The 22,860-nt window shown below is 71.1% G+C and carries 20 protein-coding genes and 1 pseudogene; 11 read left to right on the forward strand and 10 right to left on the reverse strand.

The genetic code is table 11. The annotated features are described in order from the left end of the window. Positions 1 to 371 (reverse strand): annotated as a pseudogene (locus tag ACWDSL_RS26905) (hypothetical protein); the annotation flags it as partial. Between the two features lie 147 nt (positions 372 to 518). Here ACWDSL_RS26905 and ACWDSL_RS26910 point away from each other — a divergent pair. Continuing rightward, positions 519 to 1,892 (forward strand): hypothetical protein, encoded by a 1,374-nt coding sequence (locus ACWDSL_RS26910; protein ID WP_450489581.1) that lies wholly within the window; start codon positions 519 to 521, stop codon positions 1,890 to 1,892. A 43-nt stretch (positions 1,893 to 1,935) separates the two neighbouring features. Here ACWDSL_RS26910 and ACWDSL_RS26915 read toward each other — a convergent pair whose 3' ends face one another. Together ACWDSL_RS26915 and leuE are read right to left on the reverse strand one after the other, a co-directional pair. Continuing rightward, complete coding sequence (locus tag ACWDSL_RS26915) at positions 1,936 to 3,360, reverse strand: glutamate decarboxylase (protein ID WP_450489583.1); 1,425 nt, start codon at positions 3,358 to 3,360, stop codon at positions 1,936 to 1,938. Between the two features lie 91 nt (positions 3,361 to 3,451). Next, positions 3,452 to 4,132: a leucine efflux protein LeuE gene (gene leuE / locus ACWDSL_RS26920; RefSeq protein ID WP_450489585.1), complete on the reverse strand. Its 681-nt coding sequence runs from the start codon at positions 4,130 to 4,132 to the stop codon at positions 3,452 to 3,454. 120 nt (positions 4,133 to 4,252) lie between these two features. On the opposite strand from leuE, the gene ACWDSL_RS26925 reads away from it, so the two are divergent. The 3 genes from ACWDSL_RS26925 (at position 4,253) to ACWDSL_RS26935 (ending at position 7,858) form a co-directional block, all read left to right on the forward strand. After that, entirely contained in the window at positions 4,253 to 5,011 is a 759-nt protein-coding gene (locus ACWDSL_RS26925; RefSeq protein ID WP_450489587.1) for a MerR family transcriptional regulator, read from the forward strand. Between the two features lie 195 nt (positions 5,012 to 5,206). Beyond that, positions 5,207 to 5,977, forward strand: a complete 771-nt coding sequence (locus ACWDSL_RS26930; RefSeq protein ID WP_450489589.1) for a DedA family protein — start codon at positions 5,207 to 5,209, stop codon at positions 5,975 to 5,977. Positions 5,978 to 6,136: 159 nt separating this feature from the next. Continuing rightward, positions 6,137 to 7,858, forward strand: coding sequence for a threonine/serine ThrE exporter family protein (locus tag ACWDSL_RS26935; protein ID WP_450489591.1), 1,722 nt, complete (start codon positions 6,137 to 6,139; stop codon positions 7,856 to 7,858). A 103-nt stretch (positions 7,859 to 7,961) separates the two neighbouring features. Here the strand turns inward: ACWDSL_RS26935 and ACWDSL_RS26940 are convergent, their stop codons facing one another. Next, positions 7,962 to 8,459, reverse strand: a complete 498-nt coding sequence (locus ACWDSL_RS26940; RefSeq protein WP_450489641.1) for an inorganic diphosphatase — start codon at positions 8,457 to 8,459, stop codon at positions 7,962 to 7,964. 86 nt (positions 8,460 to 8,545) lie between these two features. Here ACWDSL_RS26940 and dacB point away from each other — a divergent pair, with 86 nt between their 5' ends. The 6 genes from dacB to folE all read left to right on the forward strand — a co-directional run bounded on the left by dacB (position 8,546) and on the right by folE (position 16,388). Beyond that, positions 8,546 to 10,135: a D-alanyl-D-alanine carboxypeptidase/D-alanyl-D-alanine endopeptidase gene (dacB, locus tag ACWDSL_RS26945; RefSeq protein ID WP_450489593.1), complete on the forward strand. Its 1,590-nt coding sequence runs from the start codon at positions 8,546 to 8,548 to the stop codon at positions 10,133 to 10,135. Positions 10,136 to 10,183: 48 nt separating this feature from the next. Next, positions 10,184 to 11,317, forward strand: coding sequence for a zinc-dependent metalloprotease (locus tag ACWDSL_RS26950; RefSeq protein WP_358638584.1), 1,134 nt, complete (start codon positions 10,184 to 10,186; stop codon positions 11,315 to 11,317). Positions 11,318 to 11,495: 178 nt separating this feature from the next. Beyond that, the gene (gene tilS, locus ACWDSL_RS26955) at positions 11,496 to 12,680 is read left to right on the forward strand and encodes a tRNA lysidine(34) synthetase TilS (RefSeq protein ID WP_450489595.1); all 1,185 of its coding nucleotides are present in this window, start codon (positions 11,496 to 11,498) and stop codon (positions 12,678 to 12,680) included. Between the two features lie 60 nt (positions 12,681 to 12,740). Next, positions 12,741 to 13,280, forward strand: a complete 540-nt coding sequence (hpt, locus tag ACWDSL_RS26960; protein WP_450489643.1) for a hypoxanthine phosphoribosyltransferase — start codon at positions 12,741 to 12,743, stop codon at positions 13,278 to 13,280. A gap of 291 nt (positions 13,281 to 13,571) precedes the next feature. Beyond that, a complete protein-coding gene (gene ftsH, locus ACWDSL_RS26965) occupies positions 13,572 to 15,608 on the forward strand; it encodes an ATP-dependent zinc metalloprotease FtsH (RefSeq protein ID WP_450489597.1) in 2,037 nt (678 codons plus the stop codon). Between the two features lie 174 nt (positions 15,609 to 15,782). Next, the gene (gene folE / locus ACWDSL_RS26970) at positions 15,783 to 16,388 is read left to right on the forward strand and encodes a GTP cyclohydrolase I FolE (protein WP_089512710.1); all 606 of its coding nucleotides are present in this window, start codon (positions 15,783 to 15,785) and stop codon (positions 16,386 to 16,388) included. A gap of 45 nt (positions 16,389 to 16,433) precedes the next feature. Here folE and ACWDSL_RS26975 read toward each other — a convergent pair whose 3' ends face one another. From ACWDSL_RS26975 to ACWDSL_RS27000, 6 genes are all read right to left on the reverse strand, one after another. Continuing rightward, positions 16,434 to 16,928 (reverse strand): DUF3180 domain-containing protein, encoded by a 495-nt coding sequence (locus ACWDSL_RS26975; RefSeq protein WP_385625596.1) that lies wholly within the window; start codon positions 16,926 to 16,928, stop codon positions 16,434 to 16,436. A 154-nt stretch (positions 16,929 to 17,082) separates the two neighbouring features. Then, positions 17,083 to 17,676 (reverse strand): 2-amino-4-hydroxy-6-hydroxymethyldihydropteridine diphosphokinase, encoded by a 594-nt coding sequence (gene folK, locus ACWDSL_RS26980; protein WP_450489600.1) that lies wholly within the window; start codon positions 17,674 to 17,676, stop codon positions 17,083 to 17,085. Further along, complete coding sequence (gene folB, locus ACWDSL_RS26985; protein ID WP_014178507.1) at positions 17,673 to 18,032, reverse strand: dihydroneopterin aldolase; 360 nt, start codon at positions 18,030 to 18,032, stop codon at positions 17,673 to 17,675. The genes folK and folB overlap by 4 nt, the downstream gene beginning before the upstream one ends. 252 nt (positions 18,033 to 18,284) lie before the next feature. Beyond that, a complete protein-coding gene (locus ACWDSL_RS26990; protein ID WP_450489602.1) occupies positions 18,285 to 18,782 on the reverse strand; it encodes a nuclear transport factor 2 family protein in 498 nt (165 codons plus the stop codon). After that, positions 18,779 to 19,654 (reverse strand): dihydropteroate synthase, encoded by an 876-nt coding sequence (gene folP, locus ACWDSL_RS26995; protein WP_450489604.1) that lies wholly within the window; start codon positions 19,652 to 19,654, stop codon positions 18,779 to 18,781. The genes ACWDSL_RS26990 and folP overlap by 4 nt, the downstream gene beginning before the upstream one ends. A gap of 64 nt (positions 19,655 to 19,718) precedes the next feature. Beyond that, a complete protein-coding gene (locus tag ACWDSL_RS27000) occupies positions 19,719 to 21,554 on the reverse strand; it encodes a phosphatidylglycerol lysyltransferase domain-containing protein (RefSeq protein ID WP_450489606.1) in 1,836 nt (611 codons plus the stop codon). A gap of 140 nt (positions 21,555 to 21,694) precedes the next feature. Here ACWDSL_RS27000 and ACWDSL_RS27005 point away from each other — a divergent pair, with 140 nt between their 5' ends. After that, a complete protein-coding gene (locus ACWDSL_RS27005; protein ID WP_450489608.1) occupies positions 21,695 to 22,831 on the forward strand; it encodes an alpha/beta hydrolase in 1,137 nt (378 codons plus the stop codon). Positions 22,832 to 22,860 lie beyond the last annotated feature (29 nt).

Here is a 22,860-nt window from a genome sequence, read left to right on the forward strand (position 1 = left end):
GCCCGGCGCAGCGATCCGATATGGGCATCAAGCGCCCGGCGTGCCAGCTGATACTGGTCCTCGCTGGTGCGGGTGATGGACCCCGCCCAGCGGGAGGAGGACTGCGCCGTCAGCGCCTTCTTCCGCGCGGCCCGCTGGTTGAAGGCCGGGGACACATTGCCGATAGCCACCCGAGCTGCCAGATCCGCCCCCGCCAGAGCACCCAGGTGGGTACCCGCCGCGCGAAGCACCTCCTCGTCGGCGGGCGAGAGGTGCAGGCGGGTGCGGATGCGGCACCCGGAGGGCGGGGCGACCACGAACGGGACGCACAGCGCACGGTAGGGGCGCTGCTCCCGCCCTCTCGCTCCCCGCGCCCGCTTAACTGATCCCATCTGTACAGGAAGGGCCGAAGATGGCCGCCGGCCAGATCGTTCACCGCCGACCGCAGCACCCTGACCTGTCCGAAATGGCCGACGCCGGCCTACACATCCGGGAACTGCTTCGAACCCGTCGTGGGTGGTTCCGGATACGGTGCTGACATGGTGAACGACAGGGGGGACACGGACGCGAGGGCGACGGGCGGGGTCGGTTACGCACTGCTCGTCGCCGCCGCCCCGGGTGGCAGACAGCGGCTGATGGACGCGGCAGGGGCACTGCACCAGCTCGCGGCCGTACCGCCCGCCGCGTTACTGGGGACCGCGGGCGGGGCGAGCGTCGTACAACTGGTGGATCCGGCCGATCCGCAGACGGTGTTGACACATCTGCGGACCGCGGCCGCCCACGAGGGGCCGGTGTTGATCTATCTCGCCGGTCAGCTCACCTTTGACGCCAAGCAGCGGCTGCCGCACTTCGCACTGGCCCGTACGACGCCGAGGACCGCCCGCTACACCGCGCTGCCCTGGCACTGGCTGGCGGCCGAGCTCGCGCGGCGGCCGGCGGGCAGCTCCACGGTGCTCGTCGATCTGGTGGCCGACGAGACGGCGTGGCCGCGGCTGTCCTCCGACCCCGTCCCGGCCGGGCGGCTGCTGGCGGCCGGGCTCACCCTCTACGGCTCTGTCGCGTCCGCTCCGCCCAAGCGGCAGACCGCGGCGCCGTTCTACAGCCGGGCGTTCGCCGCGGCTCTGAGGGGCGCGGCCGAGGACGCGTCGTTCGCGCTGCTGCACGAGCGTGCGGTCGCCGAGGCGCATCTGGGCGGCGGCCCGGAGCTGCTGTTCGACGGGTCCGCCGCCCATGCCTACGTCCCGGCGGCCGCTCCCGCGGGCCTCCCGCACCAGCCCCAGGCCGCCGGTGCGAACGGCATAGTGACGCGCGTTGCGGACGGCCTGACGCAGGCGCAGGCGCAGGCAGAGGTGGAGGCAGAGGGCGACGCCCCGGCGCCCCGTCCGCAGGACCGCCTCCCGGACGGGCTGGCGCCCGAACCCTTCGCCGCGCTACCGCCCCCGCCGCCGCCCCCCGAATGGGAACAGACCCCGCCGCCCGCGACGGATCCGCACGCCGCGATCTTCGAGGCCGCGCACGCCGGGCGGCACAGCGAGGCCGCCTCCATTGCGGCGGCCTGGGAGCAGGAGGCCCTTCGCGCGGCCGGTCCGCGCTCCGGTGAGGCCATCCACTGGCTGGAGGTACGGGCCGACCTCGCGCGTCTCGCCGACGATCCCGCCCGCGCCTGCGAGCTGTGGATGTCGGTGGCGGACGCCCGGCTGGGCAACGGCCAGGCCGCCGACGACCCGGACGTCGAAGGGGCGGTGGACCGGGCCCATCACCAGTGGCAGTACGTCCAGGACTCGGCCAGGGCCGGCTCCCTCGCCCCCTTCCTGATATCGCTGCGCGGGCGGGTGCCCGGCCGCAGGCCCGGCGCCCTGGAGGCGGTTCGGCGCAGGGCCGAGTTCCTACAGGAGACCTCACAGACGGGCTGACGGCGGGCCCCCAGGACGGGCCCAGGACGGGCCCAGGACGGGCTCAGTGGTGGAACGCCGTCGCCAGGTTCTCGGGCCGGTCCAGCGGGTGCGGCTGGCTCCGCAGTTCGGGCAGCAGCGTCTCCAGGTCCTCCAGGAAGAGGTCGGAGAGGTCCGTCGTGAATCCGTTGCGGCACACCACCCGCAGCACGGACAGGTCCTGCCGGTTCGGCGGGAAGGTGTAGGCGGGCACCAGCCAGTTGTGTTCGCGCAGCCGCCGCGACACATCGAACACATCGAAGTTCCGCACGCCCTCGGCCGTGGTGAAGGCGAAGACCGGCAGTTCGTCCCCGCGCGTCAGCAGCCTGAAGTCGCCCAGCGCCTCGATCCGCTCGGCCAGCGAGCGCGCCACGTCCCGCGTCGTCTGTTGCACGGCGCGGTAGCCCTCGCGCCCCAGCCGCAGAAAGGTGTAGTACTGGGCGGCCACCTGGGAGCCGGGCCGGGAGAAGGTCAGCGCGAAGGTCGGCAGTTCACCGCCCAGATAGTTGACGCGGAAGACAAGCTCCTTGGGAAGGTTCTCCATCGTGCGCCACAGCGCCCATCCCACGCCGGGGTAGACCAGGCCGTACTTGTGCCCGGAGGTGTTGATGGAGGCGACCCGGGGCAGCCGGAAGTCCCACACCAGGTCCGTATCGAGGAAGGGCGCCACCATCGCGCCCGACGCGCCGTCCACATGGACCGGGATGTCCAGTCCGGTGCGCTCCTGTAGGTCGTCAAGCGCGGCGCAAACCTCCGCGACGGGTTCGTACGAGCCATCGAAGGTGGACCCGAGGACGGTGACGACGCCGATGGTGTTCTCGTCGCACAGATCGGCGGCCGCCTGGGGGTCGAGGTGGAACCGGTGGCCCTCCATGGGCACCTGGCGGGCCTCGACCTCCCAGAAGTTGCAGAACTTCTCCCAGCAGACCTGGACGTTGACCCCCATGACCAGGTTGGGCCGGGCCGTCGCCGGATAGCGTGCCGGGTTGCGCTTGGCCCAGCGGCGTTTGAAGGCCATTCCGGCGAGCATGCACGCCTCGCTCGAACCGGTGGTGGAACAGCCCATGACCGAGTCCGGGTCCGGGGCGTGCCACAGATGGGCCAGCATCGCGACGCAGCGCCGCTCCAGCTCGGCGGTGCGCGGGTACTCGTCCTTGTCGATCAGGTTCTTGTCGCGGCACGCGAACAGCACCTGGTCGCCCTGCGGCTCCATCCAGGTGGTGACGAAGGTCGCGAGGTTGAGCCGGGCGTTGACGTCCAGCATCAGCTCGTCGTGTACGAGCTGATGGGCGGTGGTGGGCGCCATCGGGCCGTCGGGCAGCCGGTTGCGCGGTACCTCGTCGGCCATGCCGCCGACCGGGTCGGCCACCCCGTAGAAGGGGTTGACGGCGACACTGCGCCGCCGCCTGCCGTCGTCCCGCTTGCCGTGTCTGCCCGTGTGGAGCGTCATGGGCCGCCCAGTCCCCTCGGTCGTATGAGAGCCGTCGGCTGACCTTGGCGACAATACGGGCGTATCAGTCGAATATCCTGCTCCCGCGCCGCTACCCCGCGCTGCTCAGCGACAGCTTCACCGCGAACCCCAGGAACGCCGTGCCCGCCGCCGCCGACAGCCCGGCGGTCAGCCGCTTCCGCCGCCGGAAGGCCGCCGCCAGATGCGCGCCGGTGAAGATCAGCACCGACAGATACGTCAGGCTGAACAGCTGCACCCAGGCGCCCAGCGCCACAAAGGACAGCACCGGGTGGGCGTAGTCCGGATCCACGAACTGCACGAAGAAGGAGATGAAGAACAGAATGGCCTTCGGGTTCAGCAGGCTGATCACCAGCGCCTTGCGGTACGGACGCTCCGCCGCCTTGGCGCCGTGACCCCCAATCTCAGCCTCGGCCATCGCCGGGCCGTCCTGCGCCCCGTGCGAGCCCCGCGTCCGCCACAGCCGCCACGCCCCGCGCAGCATGCCCACCGCCAGCCAGCTCAGATAGCCGGCGCCGGTGAACTTCACCACGGCGAAGAGCGCCGGGCTCGCCTGCAGCAGCGAGGCCACCCCGCCCGCCGACAGCACCATCAGCACCGTGTCCCCGCACACCACGCCCAGCGCCGCACGGTAGCCGGTGCGCGCGCCACTGCGGGCGGCGACGGAGACCACATAGAGCGAGTTCGGCCCCGGCAGCAGGATGATCAGGGCGAGACCCACCAGATACGTCGAAAGATCTGTTATTCCCAGCACAGCAGGCAGGATGCCAGCCGCCCCGGACACCTCCCACCGAGTTTCCGGGATGCGGACTTGCACCTCACGTCGCGTGAGGACGCACCGTGGAGCGCGTACCGAGGAAGGAGCGGACGGGCCATGAGCTACTCCGTGGGACAGGTGGCGGGCTTCGCCGGGGTCACGGTGCGCACGCTGCACCACTACGACGAGATCGGGCTGCTGAGCCCGAGCGCCCGCAGCCGGGCCGGGCACCGGCGTTACGACGACGCCGACCTGGACCGGCTGCAGCAGATCCTGTTCTACCGGGAGCTCGGCTTTCCGCTCGACGAGGTGGCGGTCCTGCTGGACGACCCGGACGTGGATCCGCAGGAGCATCTGCGGCGTCAGCACGCCGTGCTGGCCGAGCGGATCGAAAGGCTCCGGAAGATGGCCGCCGCCGTCGAACACGCCATGGAGGCACGGAAGATGGGCATCAACCTCACGCCGGAGGAGAAGTTCGAGCTCTTCGGGGCCAAGAACCCCGAGGCCTACGCGGAGGAGGCCGAGCGGCGCTGGGGCGGCACCGAGACCTACGCCGAGACCCAGCGGCGCACGGCCCGCTACACCAAGGAGGACTGGCGGCAAATACAGGAGGAGGTCGCCGACTGGAGCGCGCGGTTCGCCGCCCTCATGGAGGAGGGCGAGCCGGCTTCGGGTGAGCGGGCGATGGACATGGCCGAGGAGCACCGGCGCCATATCTCCACGTGGTTCTACGAGTGCACCTTCGAGATCCACCGGGGGATCGGCGAGACGTATGTGACCGACGAGCGGTTCCGGGAGTTCTACGACTCGATCCGGCCCGGTGCTGCCGAATTCCTGCGCGAGGCGATCGCGGCCAACGCCGCCCGCCACGGCTAGCCCGCGCCGCGCGCCCGCCACGCCCTGCGGCTGGGCCGTACGCCTCCCCGGGCGTACGGCCAGCGGGAACCGAGGGAACGCATACGGCGTTGATAGCTTTGGGCGGCACACTGTGATGACCCCACCCTGTCCGCCCCCACCCTGCGGCCGGGCCTCGCATGAGCCTGCACCCCTCGACCCAGGAGCCTGTCACCCGTGACCAATCTCGCGCTCGGCCCCAGTTGGCTGGACCCCGACCATCTGATCAACACTTTCGGCCTGCTCGGCGTCATGGCGATCGTCTTCGCGGAGTCCGGCCTGCTCATCGGCTTCTTCCTGCCGGGCGACTCGCTGCTGTTCACCACGGGCCTGCTGGTCACCACGGACGTGATCAAGCAGGACCTGTGGCTGGTCTGTGTCGGGGTCGCCGCCGCCGCGGTCATCGGTGACCAGGTCGGGTATCTCTTCGGCCGCAAGGTCGGCCCCTCGCTCTTCCGCCGCCCGGACTCCAAGCTCTTCAAGCAGGAGAACGTGGAGAAGGCCCATGAGTTCTTCGAGCAGCACGGGCCAAAGTCGCTGATCCTGGCCCGCTTCGTGCCCATCGTGCGCACGTTCACGCCGATCATCGCGGGCGTGAGCCGGATGAACTACCGCTCCTTCATCATCTTCAACATCATCGGCGGCGTGCTGTGGGGTTCGGGGGTCACCCTGCTCGGGGCCGCTCTGGGGAAGGTCGACTTCGTCCACGCGCACATCGAGCTGATCCTGGTCGGCATCGTGCTGCTGTCGGTGATCCCGATCGCCATCGAGTTCCTGCGCGCCCGCAGCAAGGCCAAGAAGGAGGCCGCGGCGGGCCCGGCGGAGCCGATGGGCGCCCAGGGCCCCACGGCGGGCCCGGCGGCCGGGCCGGGAGCCGGCCCCGAGGCGCGCTACCAGGCGCAGCAGCCCTCGGGCCCGGCGTCGCGCGGCCGTCACGCCAAGCGCTGACACCCAGCCACCCCACACGCACAAATCCCACACGCACAAACCCCACAACCCCCACCCTTCGGCTAGCGGCCATCGACCCGCACAATGGGCTCGGTGGCCGCCATGCTGCATGGCGGCCGGCGCACATCAGGCACAGAGGCGGGTGAGGAGCGAAGCGACGTGGGGTCCGAACGACAGCGCGGTCAGCGCGGTGCGAGCGTGCCGGAAGCGGAGGCGGCGGGGAGCTGCAAGCCGCAGTCGGACGAGGCGCACAGCGCCTTCACTCCGCCGCTCGGGATGCCCTTGCCGCCCGTACCCGAGGACGACCACCCCACCTCCGAGTTCGCCGTCCCCGAGGGGCTGGGCTCCGGCCGGTCCGAGTCCGCCACCGAAACCGACACCGAGGGCTCGGCCTTCGTACCGCCCGCCGGGGTCAGGACCGGCCCGCAGAGCGGCCAGGCCGCGAACTTCCCGGCGTTCACCCCGCCCAACGGCATCCCAGCCATCCAGCTCACCAATGAGGGCCCCTGGCAGGACCGGATGCGCACCATGCTGCGCATGCCGGTCAGCGAGCGCCCGGTCCCCGAGCGCCAGGAGCGGCAGGACGACGCGGGGCCCGCCGTGCCGCGCGTACTGGACCTGATCCTGCGCATCGGCGAGCTGCTGCTCGCGGGCGGGGAGGGGGCCGAGGACGTCGAGGCGGCGATGTTCGGCGTGGCGCATGCGTACGGGCTCGACCGCTGCGAGCCGACCGTCACCTTCACCCTGCTGTCGGTCAGCTACCAGCCCTCGCTCGTCGACGACCCGGTCACCGCCAGCCGGACCGTACGCCGCCGGGGCACCGACTACACCCGGCTGTCCGCCGTCTTCCGGCTGGTCGACGACATCACCTCCGGCGAGGACTTCACCCTGGAGGAGGCATACCGCCGCCTCGCCGAGATCCGCCGTAACCGCCACCCCTACCCCGGATGGGCGCTCACCCTGGCCGGCGGCGCGCTGGCCGGCGCGGCGAGCATGCTGGTCGGCGGCGACTGGCCGGTCTTCTTCGCGGCGGCGGTCGGCGCGATGCTCGGCGACCGGCTGGCCTGGCTGGCCTCGGGGCGCGGGCTGCCGGAGTTCTACCAGTTCGTGGCAGCGGCGATGCCGCCTGCCGCGATGGGCGTCGCGCTCAGCCTGGCCGGGGTGGGGCTGCAGTCCTCCGCGGTGATCACCGGCGGGCTGTTCGCACTGATCCCCGGGCGGGCGCTGGTGGCGGGCGTCCAGGACGGGCTGACCGGCTATTACATCACCGCCGCGGCCCGGCTCCTGGAGGTCGTCTATCTGATCGTCGGGATCGTGTGCGGCGTGCTGACCGTGCTGTACGGGGGCCTTCAACTGGACGCCAAGCTCAACCCGGAGGCGGCGCTGCGCCAGGTCGACCGGCCGGTGGTGCAGATCGTCGCGGCGATGCTGCTCGCGCTGACCTTCTCCATCCTGCTCCAGCAGGAACGTCACACCGTGCTGTTCGTGACCCTCAACGGCGGGGTCGCCTGGGTCGTCTACGGAGCGCTGCACAACACCGCGGGCGTCCCCGCGGTCGCCGCCACGACGGTCGCCGCCGGGCTGGTGGGGCTCTTCGGGCAGATGCTGTCCCGCTATCGCTACGCGTCCGCACTGCCATACGTCACGGCCGCGATCGGGCCGCTGCTGCCCGGTAGCGCCACGTACTTCGGCCTGCTGGCGCTGGCCCAGGGCAATCTGGACCGCGGTATCGCCCACCTCACCCAGGCGGCGGCGCTGGCCCTGGCCATCGCCATCGGGGTGAACCTGGGCAACGAGGCCGCGCGGCTGTTCCTGAAGGCCCCGCGGCCCGAGACCGAGGCATCGGGCCGCCGCGCCGCCAAGCGCACCCGCGGTTTCTGAGACCCCACACAGCACAGAGGGCGGGCCGGAAAACCGGTCCGCCCTCTGTGCTGTTAAGGCCTTTAAGGCTCAGCGCAACTCAAGAAGAGAAAAGCCGGCACGCTCAGTGGTGCGCGCCGCCCGCGGCCTCCAGCCGCTTCACGGACGCCTCGACCTCGGCCTCGGCCTCGGCGCGGCCCACCCAGTTGGCCCCCTCGACCGACTTGCCCGGCTCCAGGTCCTTGTAGACCTCGAAGAAGTGCTGGATCTCCAGGCGGTCGAACTCCGAAACGTGGTGAATATCACGCAGGTGCTCGACCCGCGGGTCGGACGCGGGCACGCACAGCAGCTTGTCGTCGCCGCCGGCCTCGTCCGTCATCCGGAACATGCCGATCGCGCGGCACTTGATCAGACAGCCCGGGAAGGTCGGCTCGTCCAGAATGACCAGCGCGTCCAGCGGGTCGCCGTCCTCGCCGAGGGTGTTCTCCACAAAGCCGTAGTCAGCCGGGTAGCTGGTCGAAGTAAAGAGTCGACGGTCGAGACGGATGCGCCCTGTCTCGTGGTCCACCTCGTACTTGTTGCGCGAACCCTTGGGGATCTCGATGGTGACGTCGAACTCCACGGGTGGCTCCTCCATGATCAACACATACGTCTGGTGATTAAGTGTCCCCCACGCAGGTGTGTGGTGGCGAAAGGGGCTGGTCCGACGTGCCTGAAGCCAGATCGTGGCAGGTCAGGTGGTGGCAGAGCCAGTGGCAGAGCGCCACGGGCCGGTGGCGGAGCGCCACGGTGGAGCAGCGGCTGACGTGGCGACTGTCGGCGATCTCCGCCGTCGTCGGCCTGGTGGTGGCGGTCGCGACGGTGTTCGCGGCCGGGCCGTGGGACTCCGGGCAGCGTACGGCCGAGCGGGCCCGCGCCGCCGGGAGTCCCGGCACAGGTGGCGAGCGTCACGGCGAGGGCCCCGGGCGGTCCGTGCCCAGCGCCTCGCCGGTGCTGGCCCCCCTGGGCACGGCCGCCGTCGCGCCTTCCCCGGACAGCGGCGACGACGCGGTCCCGCAGCCCACCCGGGCGGGCCTGGCCGACGCGCTTGAGCCGCTGCTGGACGACGGGGCGCTGGGCAAACCGCGCTCGGTGTCCGTCGTGGACTCGGCGACCGGGCGGCAGCTGTACGGGGCGCAGGCGGACACCCAGGCGGTGCCCGCCTCGATCATCAAGCTGGCGACCGGCGTCGCCGCGCTCTCCGCCCTCGGACCCGACCACCGCATCGAGACCACCGTCGTCGCCCCCGGAGACGGAGACAGTGCGAAGGGCGGCGCGAAGGGCAAGGGCAAGGCCAAAGACGAGGACCGCATCGTGCTGGTCGGCGGCGGCGACCCCACCCTCACCGCCCGCGCCACCAAGGGCGCCGACGCCCCGGCCAGCCTGCGCAAACTGGCCGACAAGACGGCCTCCGCGCTCAAGAAGAGCGGCACCGAAAGCGTCCGGCTGGGCTACGACACCTCGCTCTACTCCGGCCCGGTCCTGCACCCGATCGGCCCCAACGAGAACATCTCCCCCGTCACCCCCCTCATGGTCGACGAGGGCCGCCTGGACGACAGCGACCACGGCCCGGCCCCCCGCTCCCACGACCCCGCCGCCGACGCGGCGGAGGAGTTCGCCACGATGCTGCGCGACCGCGGGATCGATGTGAAGGGCGAGCCGCGGTCCGTAAAAGCCGCCAAGGCCGGGAAGAAGGCGCGGCCGCTCGCCACCGTTCGCTCTCAGCCGCTGTCCTCCCTGGTCGAGCGGGCGCTGACCAACAGCGACAACGACATCGCCGAAGCCCTCGCCCGGCAGACCGCCATCGCCGCGGGCGAACCTGCCAGCTTCGACGGCGCGGGACGGGCCGTCATGGACCGGCTGAACAGGCTCCGGCTGCCGCTGTCGGGCGCCCGTATCGTCGACGGCAGCGGCCTGAACCGGGCCGACCATGTGTCCGCGGCCCTGCTCGCCCAGGTCCTGGTGCGCGCCGCCGACCCCGACCACCCCGAGCTGCGCTCGGTCCTCACCGGCCTGCCGGTGGCCGGCTTCACCGGGACGCTGCGCGGCCGCTACGCCCAGCAGGCGGTCGGCCGTGGTGTGGTCCGGGCGAAGACCGGGACCCTGACGGGCGTCAACACGCTCGCGGGCACCGTCGTCGACGCGGATGGCCGCCTTCTGGTCTTCGCGTTTATGACGAACGGAACCACCGACCCCCAGGGCGCACAGCGCGCGCTGGACCGCATGGCGTCCGCACTCGCGAACTGCGGCTGCCGCTGATGACCTCGTCGCCTCCCGGAAGGACCGCGCGCCACGTACCGTGAAGCCATGACGAGCATCGGTGGTGCGGAGATGGTCGACTGGAACCTCGCGGTCGCGACCGCGACCCGGCTGGTGCGGCCGGGCCCCGACGTGAGCCGGGACGAGGCGCGCGCCGTCGTCGCGGAGCTGCGCCGGTACGCCAAGTCGTCGGAGGAGCACGTCCGGGCGTTCACCCGAATGGCCCCGGCGGGCGGACCGGGCTCGGACACCCCGGTTCTCGTCGTGGACCGCGCGGGCTGGATCAAGGCGAACGTGGCGGGCTTCCGCGAGGTGCTGAAGCCGCTGCTGGGCAAGATGCAGGAGCGGCGCGGGGGGCTGCCGGGCGGCGCCGTGCTCGGCGCGGTCGGCGGCAAGGTCACCGGGGTGGAGCTGGGGATGCTGCTGTCCTTCCTGGCCTCCCGGGTGCTCGGCCAGTACGAGACGTTCGCGCCGCCGAGCCGTGACCTGCCCGCCTCCTCGGGCGGCGGGCGGCTGCTGCTGGTGGCGCCCAACGTGGTGCATGTGGAGCGCGAGCTGGACGTCGCCCCGCACGACTTCCGGCTGTGGGTGTGTCTGCACGAGGAGACGCACCGTACGCAGTTCACCGCGGTGCCCTGGCTGCGCGACCACATCGAGTCCGAGATCCAGGCTTTCCTCGGCGAGACCGAGGTGGACCCGGCCACCCTCCTGGAGCGGTTCCGCGAGGCGGTGCAGTCGCTGGGCGGCGGCCGCCCGGAGGCGGACGGCGACCGGGAGGGCAGCACGCCCAGCATCATCGAGCTGGTGCAGACCCCGGCCCAGCGGGAGATTCTGGGCCGGCTGACCGCCGTGATGTCGCTGCTCGAGGGGCATGCGGACTATGTGATGGACGGGGTGGGGCCCGAGGTCGTGCCGTCCGTCGCGGAGATCCGCGAGAAGTTCCAGAAGCGCCGGGCCAGCGGCGCGGGCCGGCTGGACCAGGCGCTGCGCAAGCTGCTGGGGCTCGACGCCAAGCTGCGGCAGTACCGGGACGGGGAGCGGTTCGTACGGTCCGTCGTGGACCAGGTCGGGATGGACGGCTTCAACCGCGTCTGGACCTCTCCGAACACGCTTCCGACCAAAACGGAGATCAGCAAACCCGCGGACTGGGTCGCGCGGGTGCACCGTAGGACGGAGTCATAGGGGCGCTATGCCCTCTTAATCACCCGTCCGAGGGACCGTGAGCGACGGGTAGGCGTGCGATGCTCGGGGAACAGCGCACTTCTGTCACCATCGACGTACTCAGCGTGACGAACTCTGTGTGACGAAACCCTCGTAACGGCCCCGAGGCACCCCCTCGAACGACAGATGGGAAACGGACATGGGTCCCCATCCAGCGGTCGCCGCGATACGCCTGGCGGTCCGCCGCGTCCTCCACGACGTACTCGTCGGCCCCTCGACCTCGCCGCCCTCGCCCCCCGCCCCCGCCGCGGCGCCCCTGGTGCTCGTCGCCTGCTCCGGCGGCGCCGACTCCATGGCGCTCGCCTCCGCCCTCGCCTTCGAAGCCCCCAAGCTCGGGGTGCGCGCCGGAGGGGTCACCGTCGACCACGGTCTGCAGGACGGCTCCGAGGCGCGCGCGGCCGAGGTCGCCGAGCGGCTGCGGCTGCTCGGGCTCGAGCCGGTCGAGTGCATCGGCGTGTCCGTCGGCCGGGACGGCGGCCCCGAGGCCGCCGCCCGTGACGCGCGCTACGCCGCCCTCGACGCCGCGGCCGAGCGCCATGGCGCGGTCGCCGTGCTGCTCGGCCACACCCGCGACGATCAGGCCGAGACGGTCCTGCTGGGGCTGGCCCGCGGCTCCGGTATCCGCTCGCTGTCCGGTATGGCCCAGGTCTCCGGGGCGGGCGGCCGCTACCGCCGCCCCTTCCTGCGGCTCGACCGGCAGACCGTCCGCCGGGCGTGCCTGGCCCAGTCGCTGCCCGTATGGGACGACCCGCACAACGTGGACCCGGCCTACACCCGCTCCCGGGTCCGCCACGAGGCGCTGCCCATCCTGGAGAAGGCCCTCGGCAAGGGCGTCGTCGAGGCGCTGGCCCGCACCGCCCAGCTCTCGCGCGACGACGCCGACGCGCTCGACGCCTGGGCCGCCCGGGCGGAGGCGGAGGTGCGGACCGATGTACGGCCCGTCAAGGCCGCGAAGGCCGCCAAGCCCGCCCCGGCCGGCACCGAGGCCCCCGCCGAGCCCGGCACCGCCGAAACAGCGGCCCAGACAGCAGCCGAGCCCGGCACCGCCGAAACAGCCGCCCAAACAGCTGCCCAGACAGCCGCCGAAACAGCCGCCGTCGAGCTCGACGCCGTCGGGCTGCACGCGCTGCCCCCCGCCGTCCGCCGCCGGGTGCTGCGCCGCGCCGCGATCGCCGCGGGCGCCCCCGCCGGTTCGCTCTTCGCCCGCCACATCGAAGAGGTGGACCGCCTGATCACCGGCTGGCGCGGTCAGCGGGCCCTCAACCTCCCGGGCCGCGTGGAGGTCCGCCGGGAGGGTGGCAGACTGGTCATCCGGCAGGGCTGACCCGCCCAGCCAGTCAAGCCGGTAACCCTAACGAGAGTGGCGCGGGTGGACGACAAGGACATGGGCACCGAACTCAAGTCGGTCCTCATCACCGAGGAAGAGATCAACGCGAAGCTGGCCGAACTGGCCGCCAAGATCGACGCGGAGTACGCGGGCAAGGATCTACTGATCGTCGGAGTCCTCAAGGGCGCGGTGATGGTCATGGCGGACCTGGCACGCGCCCTGTCCACCCCGGTCACCATGGACTGGATGGCCGTGTCCTCGTACGGCGCGGGCACCCAGTCCTCGGGCGTGGTCCGCATCCTCAAGGACCTGGACACCGACATCAAGGGCAAGCACGTCCTGATCGTCGAGGACATCATCGACTCCGGCCTGACCCTGTCGTGGCTGCTGTCCAACCTGGGCTCGCGCGAGCCCGCCTCGCTGAACGTGTGCACCCTGCTGCGCAAGCCGGAGGCGGCCAAGGTCGCCATCGATGTGAAATGGGTCGGGTTCGACATCCCCAACGAGTTCGTCGTCGGCTATGGCCTCGACTACGCCGAGAAGTACCGCAACCTGCGCTTCGTCGGCACGCTCGCCCCGCACGTGTACGGCGGCTGAGCACCCTTCCCGGAGGGTGGCGCAGCCCCTGTTCGGACGGCGCGGGAACCGCCTGGGAACCTGGCGCGGTTTCCCGCCGTTGGAGCAGGGGAAGGCGGATTTGTTAACAGTCCACGGCGGCGTCGGGTGACAATGCTGGGGTACCGTCCGAAGGTCAGTCTTTTTTGAGACTGAGGATTACACAGCTCATTCACCACAAATACACCGCAATACACCGCACGCACAGGCGCCCCTCCAGGGCTGCCGTGCCTCACTGTGGCAGGAGGGACGGGGCGGCATCGCCCCGTATGGATGGACGTGAAGCGCTACTTCCGTGGGCCGGTCATGTGGATCGTGCTGGCCGTCCTCGCCGTGGTCGTGTTGATGCAGGTCGTCGGCTCGTCCGGCGGCTACAAGTCGGTGGACACCAGCCAGGTCGTCAAGGCGATCAACCGGAACCAGGTCCAGTCCGCCGAGCTGACGACCGGCGACGAGCACAAGATCAAGATCGAGCTCAAGGACAACGTCGCCAAGATCTCGGGCAGCAGTAAGCTCCAGGCCACCTACATCGGTGACCAGGGCCTCGACATCGCCCGGACCTTGCAGGCCAATGCTCAGAAGCAGGGCGGGATCCCGGACGGGTACAACGTCTCGACGTCGAAGCAGAACCCGTTCGTCGGGATCCTGCTGTCGCTGCTCCCGTTCGTGCTGATCGTCGTGGTCTTCCTGTTCCTGATGAACCAGATGCAGGGCGGCGGCTCCCGAGTGATGAACTTCGGGAAGTCGAAGGCCAAGCTGATCACCAAGGACACCCCGAAGACCACGTTCTCGGACGTGGCCGGGGCGGACGAGGCGGTCGAGGAGCTCCAGGAGATCAAGGAGTTCCTGCAGGAGCCGGCGAAGTTCCAGGCCGTGGGCGCCAAGATTCCCAAGGGCGTGCTGCTGTACGGCCCGCCCGGCACCGGTAAGACGCTGCTCGCGCGCGCCGTCGCGGGCGAGGCGGGTGTCCCCTTCTACTCGATCTCCGGCTCCGACTTCGTCGAGATGTTCGTGGGTGTGGGTGCCTCCCGCGTCCGCGACCTGTTCGAGCAGGCCAAGGCGAACGCGCCGGCGATCGTCTTCGTCGACGAGATCGACGCCGTCGGCCGCCACCGTGGCGCCGGCATGGGCGGCGGTCACGACGAGCGCGAGCAGACACTGAACCAGCTGCTGGTCGAGATGGACGGCTTCGACGTGAAGGGCGGCGTCATCCTGATCGCCGCCACCAACCGGCCCGACATCCTGGACCCGGCGCTGCTGCGCCCGGGCCGCTTCGACCGGCAGATCGCCGTGGACCGCCCGGATATGCAGGGCCGCCTGGAGATCCTCAAGGTCCACCAGAAGGGCAAGCCGGTCGCTCCGGACGTCGACCTCTCGGCCGTCGCCCGCCGCACCCCCGGGTTCACCGGTGCCGATCTGTCCAATGTGCTGAACGAGGCCGCGCTGCTGACGGCCCGCAGTGACAAGAAGCTGATCGACAACCACTTCCTGGACGAGGCGATCGACCGCGTCGTGGCCGGTCCGCAGAAGCGGACCCGGATCATGAGCGAGAAGGAGAAGAAGATCACCGCGTACCACGAGGGCGGTCACGCCCTGGTCGCGGCGGCCTCTCCGAACAGCGACCCGGTGCACAAGGTCACCATCCTCTCCCGCGGCCGGGCCCTGGGTTACACCATGGTCCTGCCCGAGGAGGACAAGTACTCGACCACGCGCAACGAGATGCTGGACCAGCTCGCCTACATGATGGGTGGCCGCGCCGCCGAGGAGCTTGTCTTCCACGACCCGACCACGGGCGCGTCCAACGACATCGAGAAGGCCACGACCACCGCCCGCGCGATGGTCACGCAGTACGGCATGACCGAGCGGCTGGGCGCGATCAAGTTCGGCTCCGACAACTCCGAGCCGTTCCTGGGCCGTGAGATGGCTCACCAGCGCGACTACTCCGAAGAGGTCGCCGCGCTGGTCGACGAGGAGGTCAAGAAGCTCATCGAGTCCGCGCACAACGAGGCGTGGGAAATCCTCGTCGAGAACCGCGACGTCCTGGACAACCTGGTCCTGGCGCTGCTGGAGAAGGAGACGCTCAACAAGGAGCAGATCGCCGAGATCTTCGCCCCGATCGTCAGGCGCCCGGCCCGCCCGGCCTGGACCGGTTCCTCGCGGCGTACGCCCTCCACCCGCCCGCCGGTGCTCTCCCCCCGGGAGCTCGCCCCGGCCAACGGTGCCCAGCCCCCCTCGGCGGCCGGTCTCGCGAAGGCCACCACCCCCGAGGACAGTGCGGAGCGCCCGGAAGAGGCCGGTCCCGAGAGCTGACCCGACGGGAGGGTCGTCTGCGGGCCGTACGGGCCCGTAGCGGCCCAAACCGACCCGGAATGAATGCCGCGCCCCCCAGGTTCTAGCCTGGGGGGCGCGGCATCCGCGTTTTGAGGTTTCGCGTTTTGAGGTTTTCTACGTCTTTTCGGTGCGCATGAGGAACGAGGCAGCTGAATGACCGACCCCATCTCGCTGGACGGCCAGGGCCCCGTCGGCGTGTTCGACGAAAAGCGCGCCGAGCAGGCGATCCGCGAGCTGCTTATCGCTGTCGGCGAGGACCCGGACCGGGAGGGGCTGCGGGAGACCCCGGGGCGGGTGGCCCGTGCGTACCGGGAGATATTCGCGGGGCTGCGGCAGAAGCCCGAGGAGGTCCTGACCACGACCTTCGACCTGGGCCATGACGAGATGGTGCTGGTGAAGGACATCGAGGTGATGTCCTCGTGCGAGCACCACCTGGTGCCCTTCGTGGGCGTCGCCCACGTCGGCTATATCCCGTCCAACGACGGGAAGATCACCGGGCTGTCCAAGCTGGCCCGGCTGGTCGATGTCTTCGCCCGCCGCCCGCAGGTCCAGGAGCGGCTGACCACGCAGATCGCCGACTCCCTGATGCGGATCCTGGAGCCGCGCGGTGTGATCGTGGTGGTCGAATGCGAGCACATGTGCATGACCATGCGCGGGGTGCGCAAGCCGGGGGCCAAGACGCTCACCTCGGCCGTACGTGGTCAGCTGCGCGACCCGGCGACCCGCGCCGAGGCGATGAGCCTCATCATGGCGCGCTAGCCGCGCGCCGTATTGCTGCCGTTGCCGTGCTGCCGCCGTGCTGAGCTATGCCCGGGCCGCAGCGCCCGGCCCGTTCCCGGTGTCGTCGTCCTCGGGCAGTTTGCAGACCCGCTCCAGGAAGAACGCGGCGGCGACCACGGCCGCCCCTGCCAGTACCGAGGCCGCCGCGTAGATCGCCTGGTCCTTGCGGGCGGGCACATCCAGCTGCTCCAGCAGCAGAAACACCCCGACCCCGCCGTACATCCCCGAGACCAGCGCCGCCACCAGCGCGCTCGCCTGACCGAAGACCACCGCGCGGGCGGCCACCAGCGGATCCACGCCCTTCGCACCGGGCCGGCGCTCGCGCTGGGCGCGCAGCCGGGCCCGTAGGGACAGGGCGGTCGCGGCCAGCACGACCGCGATCAGGGCCAGTACGATCGGCGCGGCCACCGGCACGCTGGGCAGCGAGCCCAGCGTGTCCCACAGCCGGGCGCCCGCCCATGACACCACACCGGCCACGACGAACAGCCCGAGCAGCACCCTGATCCGAAGTTGCTTCACCGAGCGGTCGCCCCTCAAGTCGTACGTAATCGCGAAGTCGTACGCAGTCGCGCGGAATCTACGGGATCCGCGGAATCTGCGGATCCGTGAAATCTACGGGATCCGTGGAACCTGGGTGATTCGCGGAATCCACGGCGCCCACGAGGATCAACGTCTATTCGGGCAGCCGCAGTTCCAGGTCCGCCCGCGCCTGTACGCCCTCCTGGCCCACCTCGGCCAGCAGCCGCGAGACCGCCCCGAGCCCCGGGACCTCGGCCCCCGGGTCCACGTCGTGCCAGGGGACGAGCACGAAGGCGCGCTCGTGGGCGCGGGGGTGCGGCAGGGTGAGCACCGGGTCGTCGGAGATCACGCCCTGGTACGTGACGATGTCCACATCCAGCGTCCGGGGGCCCCAGCGCTCATCGCGCACCCGCTCGAACGCCTCCTCGATGGCGTGGCCCCGCTCCAGCAGCGAGGAGGGCGGCAGCGTCGTTTTGATCAGCACCACGGCGTTGAAATACGTCGCCTGGGCGCCCGGTTCCACCCCCCACGGCTCGGTCTCGTACACCGGAGAGACCGCCTTGACCCGCAGGCCCGGGGTGTCCTCCAGCGCGTCGACCGCGCCCTGCAGGGTCTCCAGGCGATTGCCCAGATTGCTGCCGAGCGAGATCACCGCCCATTTCGGATTCGACAACGTCACATCGGCCGCGTCCACCCGCTCCACGACGGAGGCTGGGACGGGCTGCACGGTCGGGTCGCTGCTGCTCATGCTCGGCTCCGGGTGATGGTGATGGTCACGTCGTCGAAGGGCACGGTGATCGGGGCCTCCGGCTTGTGCACCACGACCTCGACCTCCCGCACCTGCTCGTGCTTGAGGCACCGCTCGGCGATCCGGTCGGCGAGGGTTTCGATCAGGGCGACCGGCTCCCCCTCCACCACCTCCACGACCTCCTCGGCCACCACGCCGTAGTGGACGGTTTTGGTGAGGTCGTCGGTGGCCGCGGCGGGCCGGGTGTCCAGGCCGAGCACCAGGTCCACGACGAAGGTCTGGCCCTCCTCGCGCTCATGGGGGAAAACCCCGTGGTGCCCGCGGGCCTTCAGGCCGCGCAGCGCGACACGATCCACCCGAATCACTCCTGCTGTCGTCGGTCGGGGCACGTCCGATCTGCCCGGAACGCACCACCCGTCCCCCGCCGTCGGCGGGGGTACCTCCTTCGAATCTACCTGCGAGCAAGGACAGCACTCGCCCACGGGGGCCCGTGGCGCGCGCTCCAGGAGCCCCCGCGCCACTTCCCCCTACCCGCCCTTGGCGCAGATCTCACGCACGGTTTGACGAGTGAACCGAAGGGGCGCGGCGCTGCCGAAAGGGCGCGGCGCTCAGGGCAGCAGCTGATCCGGGTCGTCGTCCGGGCCCTCGGGCTCGGCCGCGGCCGAGCCATCGTTTTCGTCCTGCTCCGCCAGCACCGGCGATCCGTGGTGCGCCCACACCTTCCAGCCGTCCTCGGTCCGCCGGAAGACGTTCGTGGCCACCACCAGCTGCCCCACCAGCGGGCCGAGCTGGCCCTCTTCCTCGGCCGGGGCGCCGCTGAGGATGTTCTCCGTACAGGTCAGCATCGCGGTGTCGGACATGATCGACACCTCCACATCCGTCAGAAAGAACTGGATGTAGTCGGTGTTCGCCATGATCAGCGCATAGGAGCGCAGCACCTCGCTGCGCCCGCGCAGCACCGGCCAGCCCGGGTGCACACAGGAGACCTCGGTGTCCGGGTCGTCGAGCCACAGCCGCGACATCGCCCCGTGGTCGCCCTGCTCCATGGCCTCGTACAGCGCGGTGTTGGCCAGTGCCACCCGCTCGCTGTCCGTCAGGGAAGTCACACCGCTCCCGCCGTGTCCGCCGCTTCGATCGCCCGGGCCACGCGCACCGCGTCGGCGCTCGCGCGCACCTCGTGCACCCGCACCGCCCATGCGCCTTCCCGCGCCGCGATCGCCGAGACCGCCGCCGTCGCCGCGTCCCGCTCCCGGGCGCGGGGCGGGCTGCCGCCGTCCCCGGCCAGTACGCGCCCCAGGAACCGCTTCCGCGAGGCCGCCACCAGCAGCGGCCGGCCCAGCTCCCGCAGTGCGCCAAGACGGGCGACGAGCGCCAGGTCGTGCTCGGCGTCCTTCGCGAAGCCGAGGCCGGGGTCGATCACGATCCGCTCCGGATCGACGCCGCCGGCCACCGCCCGCTCCAGGCTCGTCCGCAGCTCCGCGACGACCTCGCCGACCACATCCCCGTAGACCGCACGGTTGTTCATGTCGATCGACTGGCCGCGCCAGTGCATCACCACGAAGGGCACCCCGGCGGCGGCCACCACCGGGACCATCGCCGGGTCGGCGCCGCCCCCGCTCACATCGTTGACCAGCCGCGCCCCGGCCTCGACCGCGCGCTCGGCGACCGACGCGCGCATGGTGTCCACGCTGACCACGAGCCCCGCGGCGGCCAGCTCGCGCACCACCGGGACCACCCGGCGCAGTTCCTCGGCCTCGTCGACGCGCGGCGCGCCCGGGCGGGTCGACTCGCCGCCGACGTCCACCAGGTCCGCCCCGGCCGCGGCCAGGTCCAGGCCGTGCTTGACGGCCAGCTCGGTGTCGAACCACTGACCGCCGTCGGAGAACGAGTCGGGCGTGACATTGACCACGCCCATCACCGCGCACCGGTCCCACTCCGGCAGTCCGGCCACCCGGCCCCGTTCACGCAACGTCCTCATGACCCCAGCCTAGGCGTACGGGGACGAGCTGCCTCGCCCGCGCCCAGCAGAGCGCGCTGGCGCGTCACGCGGCCTGTTCGAGGCGGCCGTGCGAGGCGGCCGTGCCCTGGTGGGCGCAGGGCCTCGGCTCGGGGCGCCGCCCGCGGCGCAGCAGCCGGGGCAGGGCCAGCGAGACGAACCCCTCGGCCTGCATCGCCGCCAACCCGATGCGCGGCAGATCGCGGGTGCTGCGGAAGACCACGAAGCGCGGCTCCCAGCGCGGCTGGAACTTGGCGTTGAACTTGTACAGCGACTCGATCTGGAACCAGCGCGACAGGAACACCAGCAGCCCGCGCCAGCCCCGCAGCACCGGCCCCGCGCCCAGCTTCTCGCCGCGCGCCAGCGCGGAGCGGAACATCGCGAAGTTCAGCGACACCCGGCTGACCCCGAGCCCCCCGGCGGCCTGCAGGGAGGCGACGATCAGCAGTTCGTTCATGCCCGGGTCGGCGCCGCGGTCGCGGCGCATGAGGTCCAGCGACATCCCGTCCCGGCCCCACGGCACGAAATGCAGTACGGCCTTGAGGTCCCCGTACGGGCCGGGTTCGGTGCCCTCCTCGGGGGCCTTGTGGGCGGTGGCGATGACCGAGTCCCCGTCCGCCGGGTCGCCGATCCGGCCCAGCGCCATGGAGAAGCCCCGCTCGGTGTCGGTGCCCCGCCAGCCCGCGGCGGCCTGCCGGATGGTCTCCAGCTCGTCCTCGCTCAGGTCGCCGGCGCGCCGTACCCGGGTCTCGTACCCGGCCCGCTCGATGCGCTTGACCATCTGGCGGACGTTGCGCATGGCGCGCCCGGACAGGGTGAAGTCCGCCACGTCCACGATGGCCTCGTCGCCCAGCTCCAGTGCGTCGAGGCCGGTCTCCCGGGTCCACACCTCGCCCCCGGTCTCGCTGCACCCCATGACCGCCGGGGTCCAGGAGTGCGCCCGCGCCTCCTCCATGAAGCGGGAGATGGCGCCCGGCCAGGCCTCCACATCGCCGACCGGGTCGCCGCTGGCGAGCATCACCCCGGAGACGACCCGGTAGCAGACGGCGGCCTTGCCGCTCGGCGAGAAGACCACGCCCTTGTCGCGGCGGAGCGCGAAGTGGCCCAGCGAGTCGCGGTGTCCGTGCGCGGCGAGCAGGTCGCGCAGCCGCTCCTCGTCCGCGGGGGTCAGCCGGGCGGCGGGGTGCTCGGGGCGGAACGCGAGGTAGGCGGTGGTCGCGACGGTCAGCAGGCCGAGCGCGCCGAGGGAGTAGCCGACGGTGTAGTCCGTACCGTCCCGGTAGCCGACCGGCCCCTCGAAGCCGATCAGCCCCCACAGCACATGGTCCAGCTGCTGGCCGAACGACGGCCGGCCCACGATGTCGTCGGGGTCCGACCGTACGATCAGCAGCCCGACGCCGACGCTCACCGCGCCCAGCACCGCGAAGTTGGCCAGCGCCATCCAGCGGCTGCGCGGATCCGGCAGCGCCGCGAACTCCCGGCGGTAGCGGATCATGACGCCGAGCAGCACCAGCGAGAGCACCGCCCCGCATATGGAGTGCCGGTACAGCAGCTGGGCGGCCGCGCCGACCGGCAGCAGCCCCACGGCGGCGACCCAGGCGCGCCGCTTACGCCGCTTCAGCCCGTGCGCCAGCATCAGCAACAACAGCCCCACCACGATGGACGCGGCGGCGGCCAGCGAACTCACCGCGCCCGGCAGCACGTCGGCGAGGGCGTGCACCTTGCTGTAGCGGAGTCGTGGGAAAACGAGGTTCAGCAGCCCGATCAGCGTGCAGGCGGTGCCCACGGCGGTCGGCACAGCCTCCGGCCGGGGTCCGCGGGGCAGCCTCGGCACCCTGGAAGCAACCCTTCCGGACTTTTCGGCATCTTGACTGTCAGACATTCGTCTTTCCCGTCGTTCCGGCCTAGAGATCCGTCTCTGACGCGGTATCTGGACATATCGCGCCTACCAAGACGGCGTTTGACGGGGCGGGGTTCCATCGCGCGGCACGGGGGAGCCGGCCGCCCGACAGAAAGATAGTCATGGGTCTTACGAGCAACAACGTCGTGATGGTGTCAGTCGTCGCGTCGGTGCTGCTGTTCGGCGCCACGATCTGGGTCTGGCCCAGGCTCGCCCGACGCGGAGTCGCCCCGGTGCTCGGCCGGATCGGCATGCTGCTGGTCACACAGGTGTCCCTGTTCGCCGCGCTCGGTCTGTTCGCCAACCAGTCCTTCGGCTTCTACGGTTCCTGGTCGGACCTGTTCGGCACCGAGACCACGCCCGGCGTCGTCGTGAACCACGACGCCGCGAGCAGCAGCACCCGGGTGCAGGTCACCGACATCCGGAAGGTGAACGTGCCCGGCGGCTCGGAGCCGGCCGCCGCCGGGCGGATCGAGAAGGTCACCATCAAGGGGCCGCTGTCCGGGCTGGGCAGCCCGGCGTATGTCTATCTGCCGCCGGAGTACTTCCAGCCGGAGTACGCCCGGCGCGACTTCCCCGCCGTGCTGGTGCTGACCGGGTACCCGGGCACCACGGAGGCGCTGATCAACGGCCTGAAATACCCTCAGAACGCCCATAAGCTGGTCAAAGACGGCAGGATGCAGCCGATGATCCTGGTGATGCTGCGCCCGACCGTCGCCCCGCCGCGCGACACCGAGTGCGTGGACGTGCCCCGGGGCCCGCAGACCGAGACGTTCTTCACCAAGGACGTGCCGGACGCCGTGGCCGGGCACTACCGGGTGGGTCAGCAGGCCCGTAACTGGGGCGTCATCGGCAATTCGACCGGCGGCTACTGTGCGTTGAAGATGGCCATGCGCCACCCCGAGGCCTTCTCCGCCGCGGCCGGCCTGTCCCCTTCGTACAAGGCGCCGATCGACGCGACCACCGGCGATCTGTTCGGCGGCGACCAGCAGCTGGAGCGGGAGAACAACCTGATGTGGCGGCTGGACCACAAGCCCGCGCCGCCGGTGTCCCTCCTGGTCTCCAGCAGCGAGCACGGTGAGAAGAACTACAAGGACACCGTGAAGTTCATCGAGAAGGCCAAGGAGCTCAACCGCCGGGGCGAGCCCATCAGGATCTCCTCCATCATCCTCAAGACCGGCGGCCATAACTTCAACACCTGGAAGCGCGAGGTGCCCGCCTCGCTGGAGTGGCTGGGCGGCCGCCTCGGCGACCGCTGAGCCACAGCCACTGAAGCGCGCGCGGCGAG

The sequence above is a fragment of the Streptomyces sp. NPDC000941 genome (genome assembly GCF_053599555.1).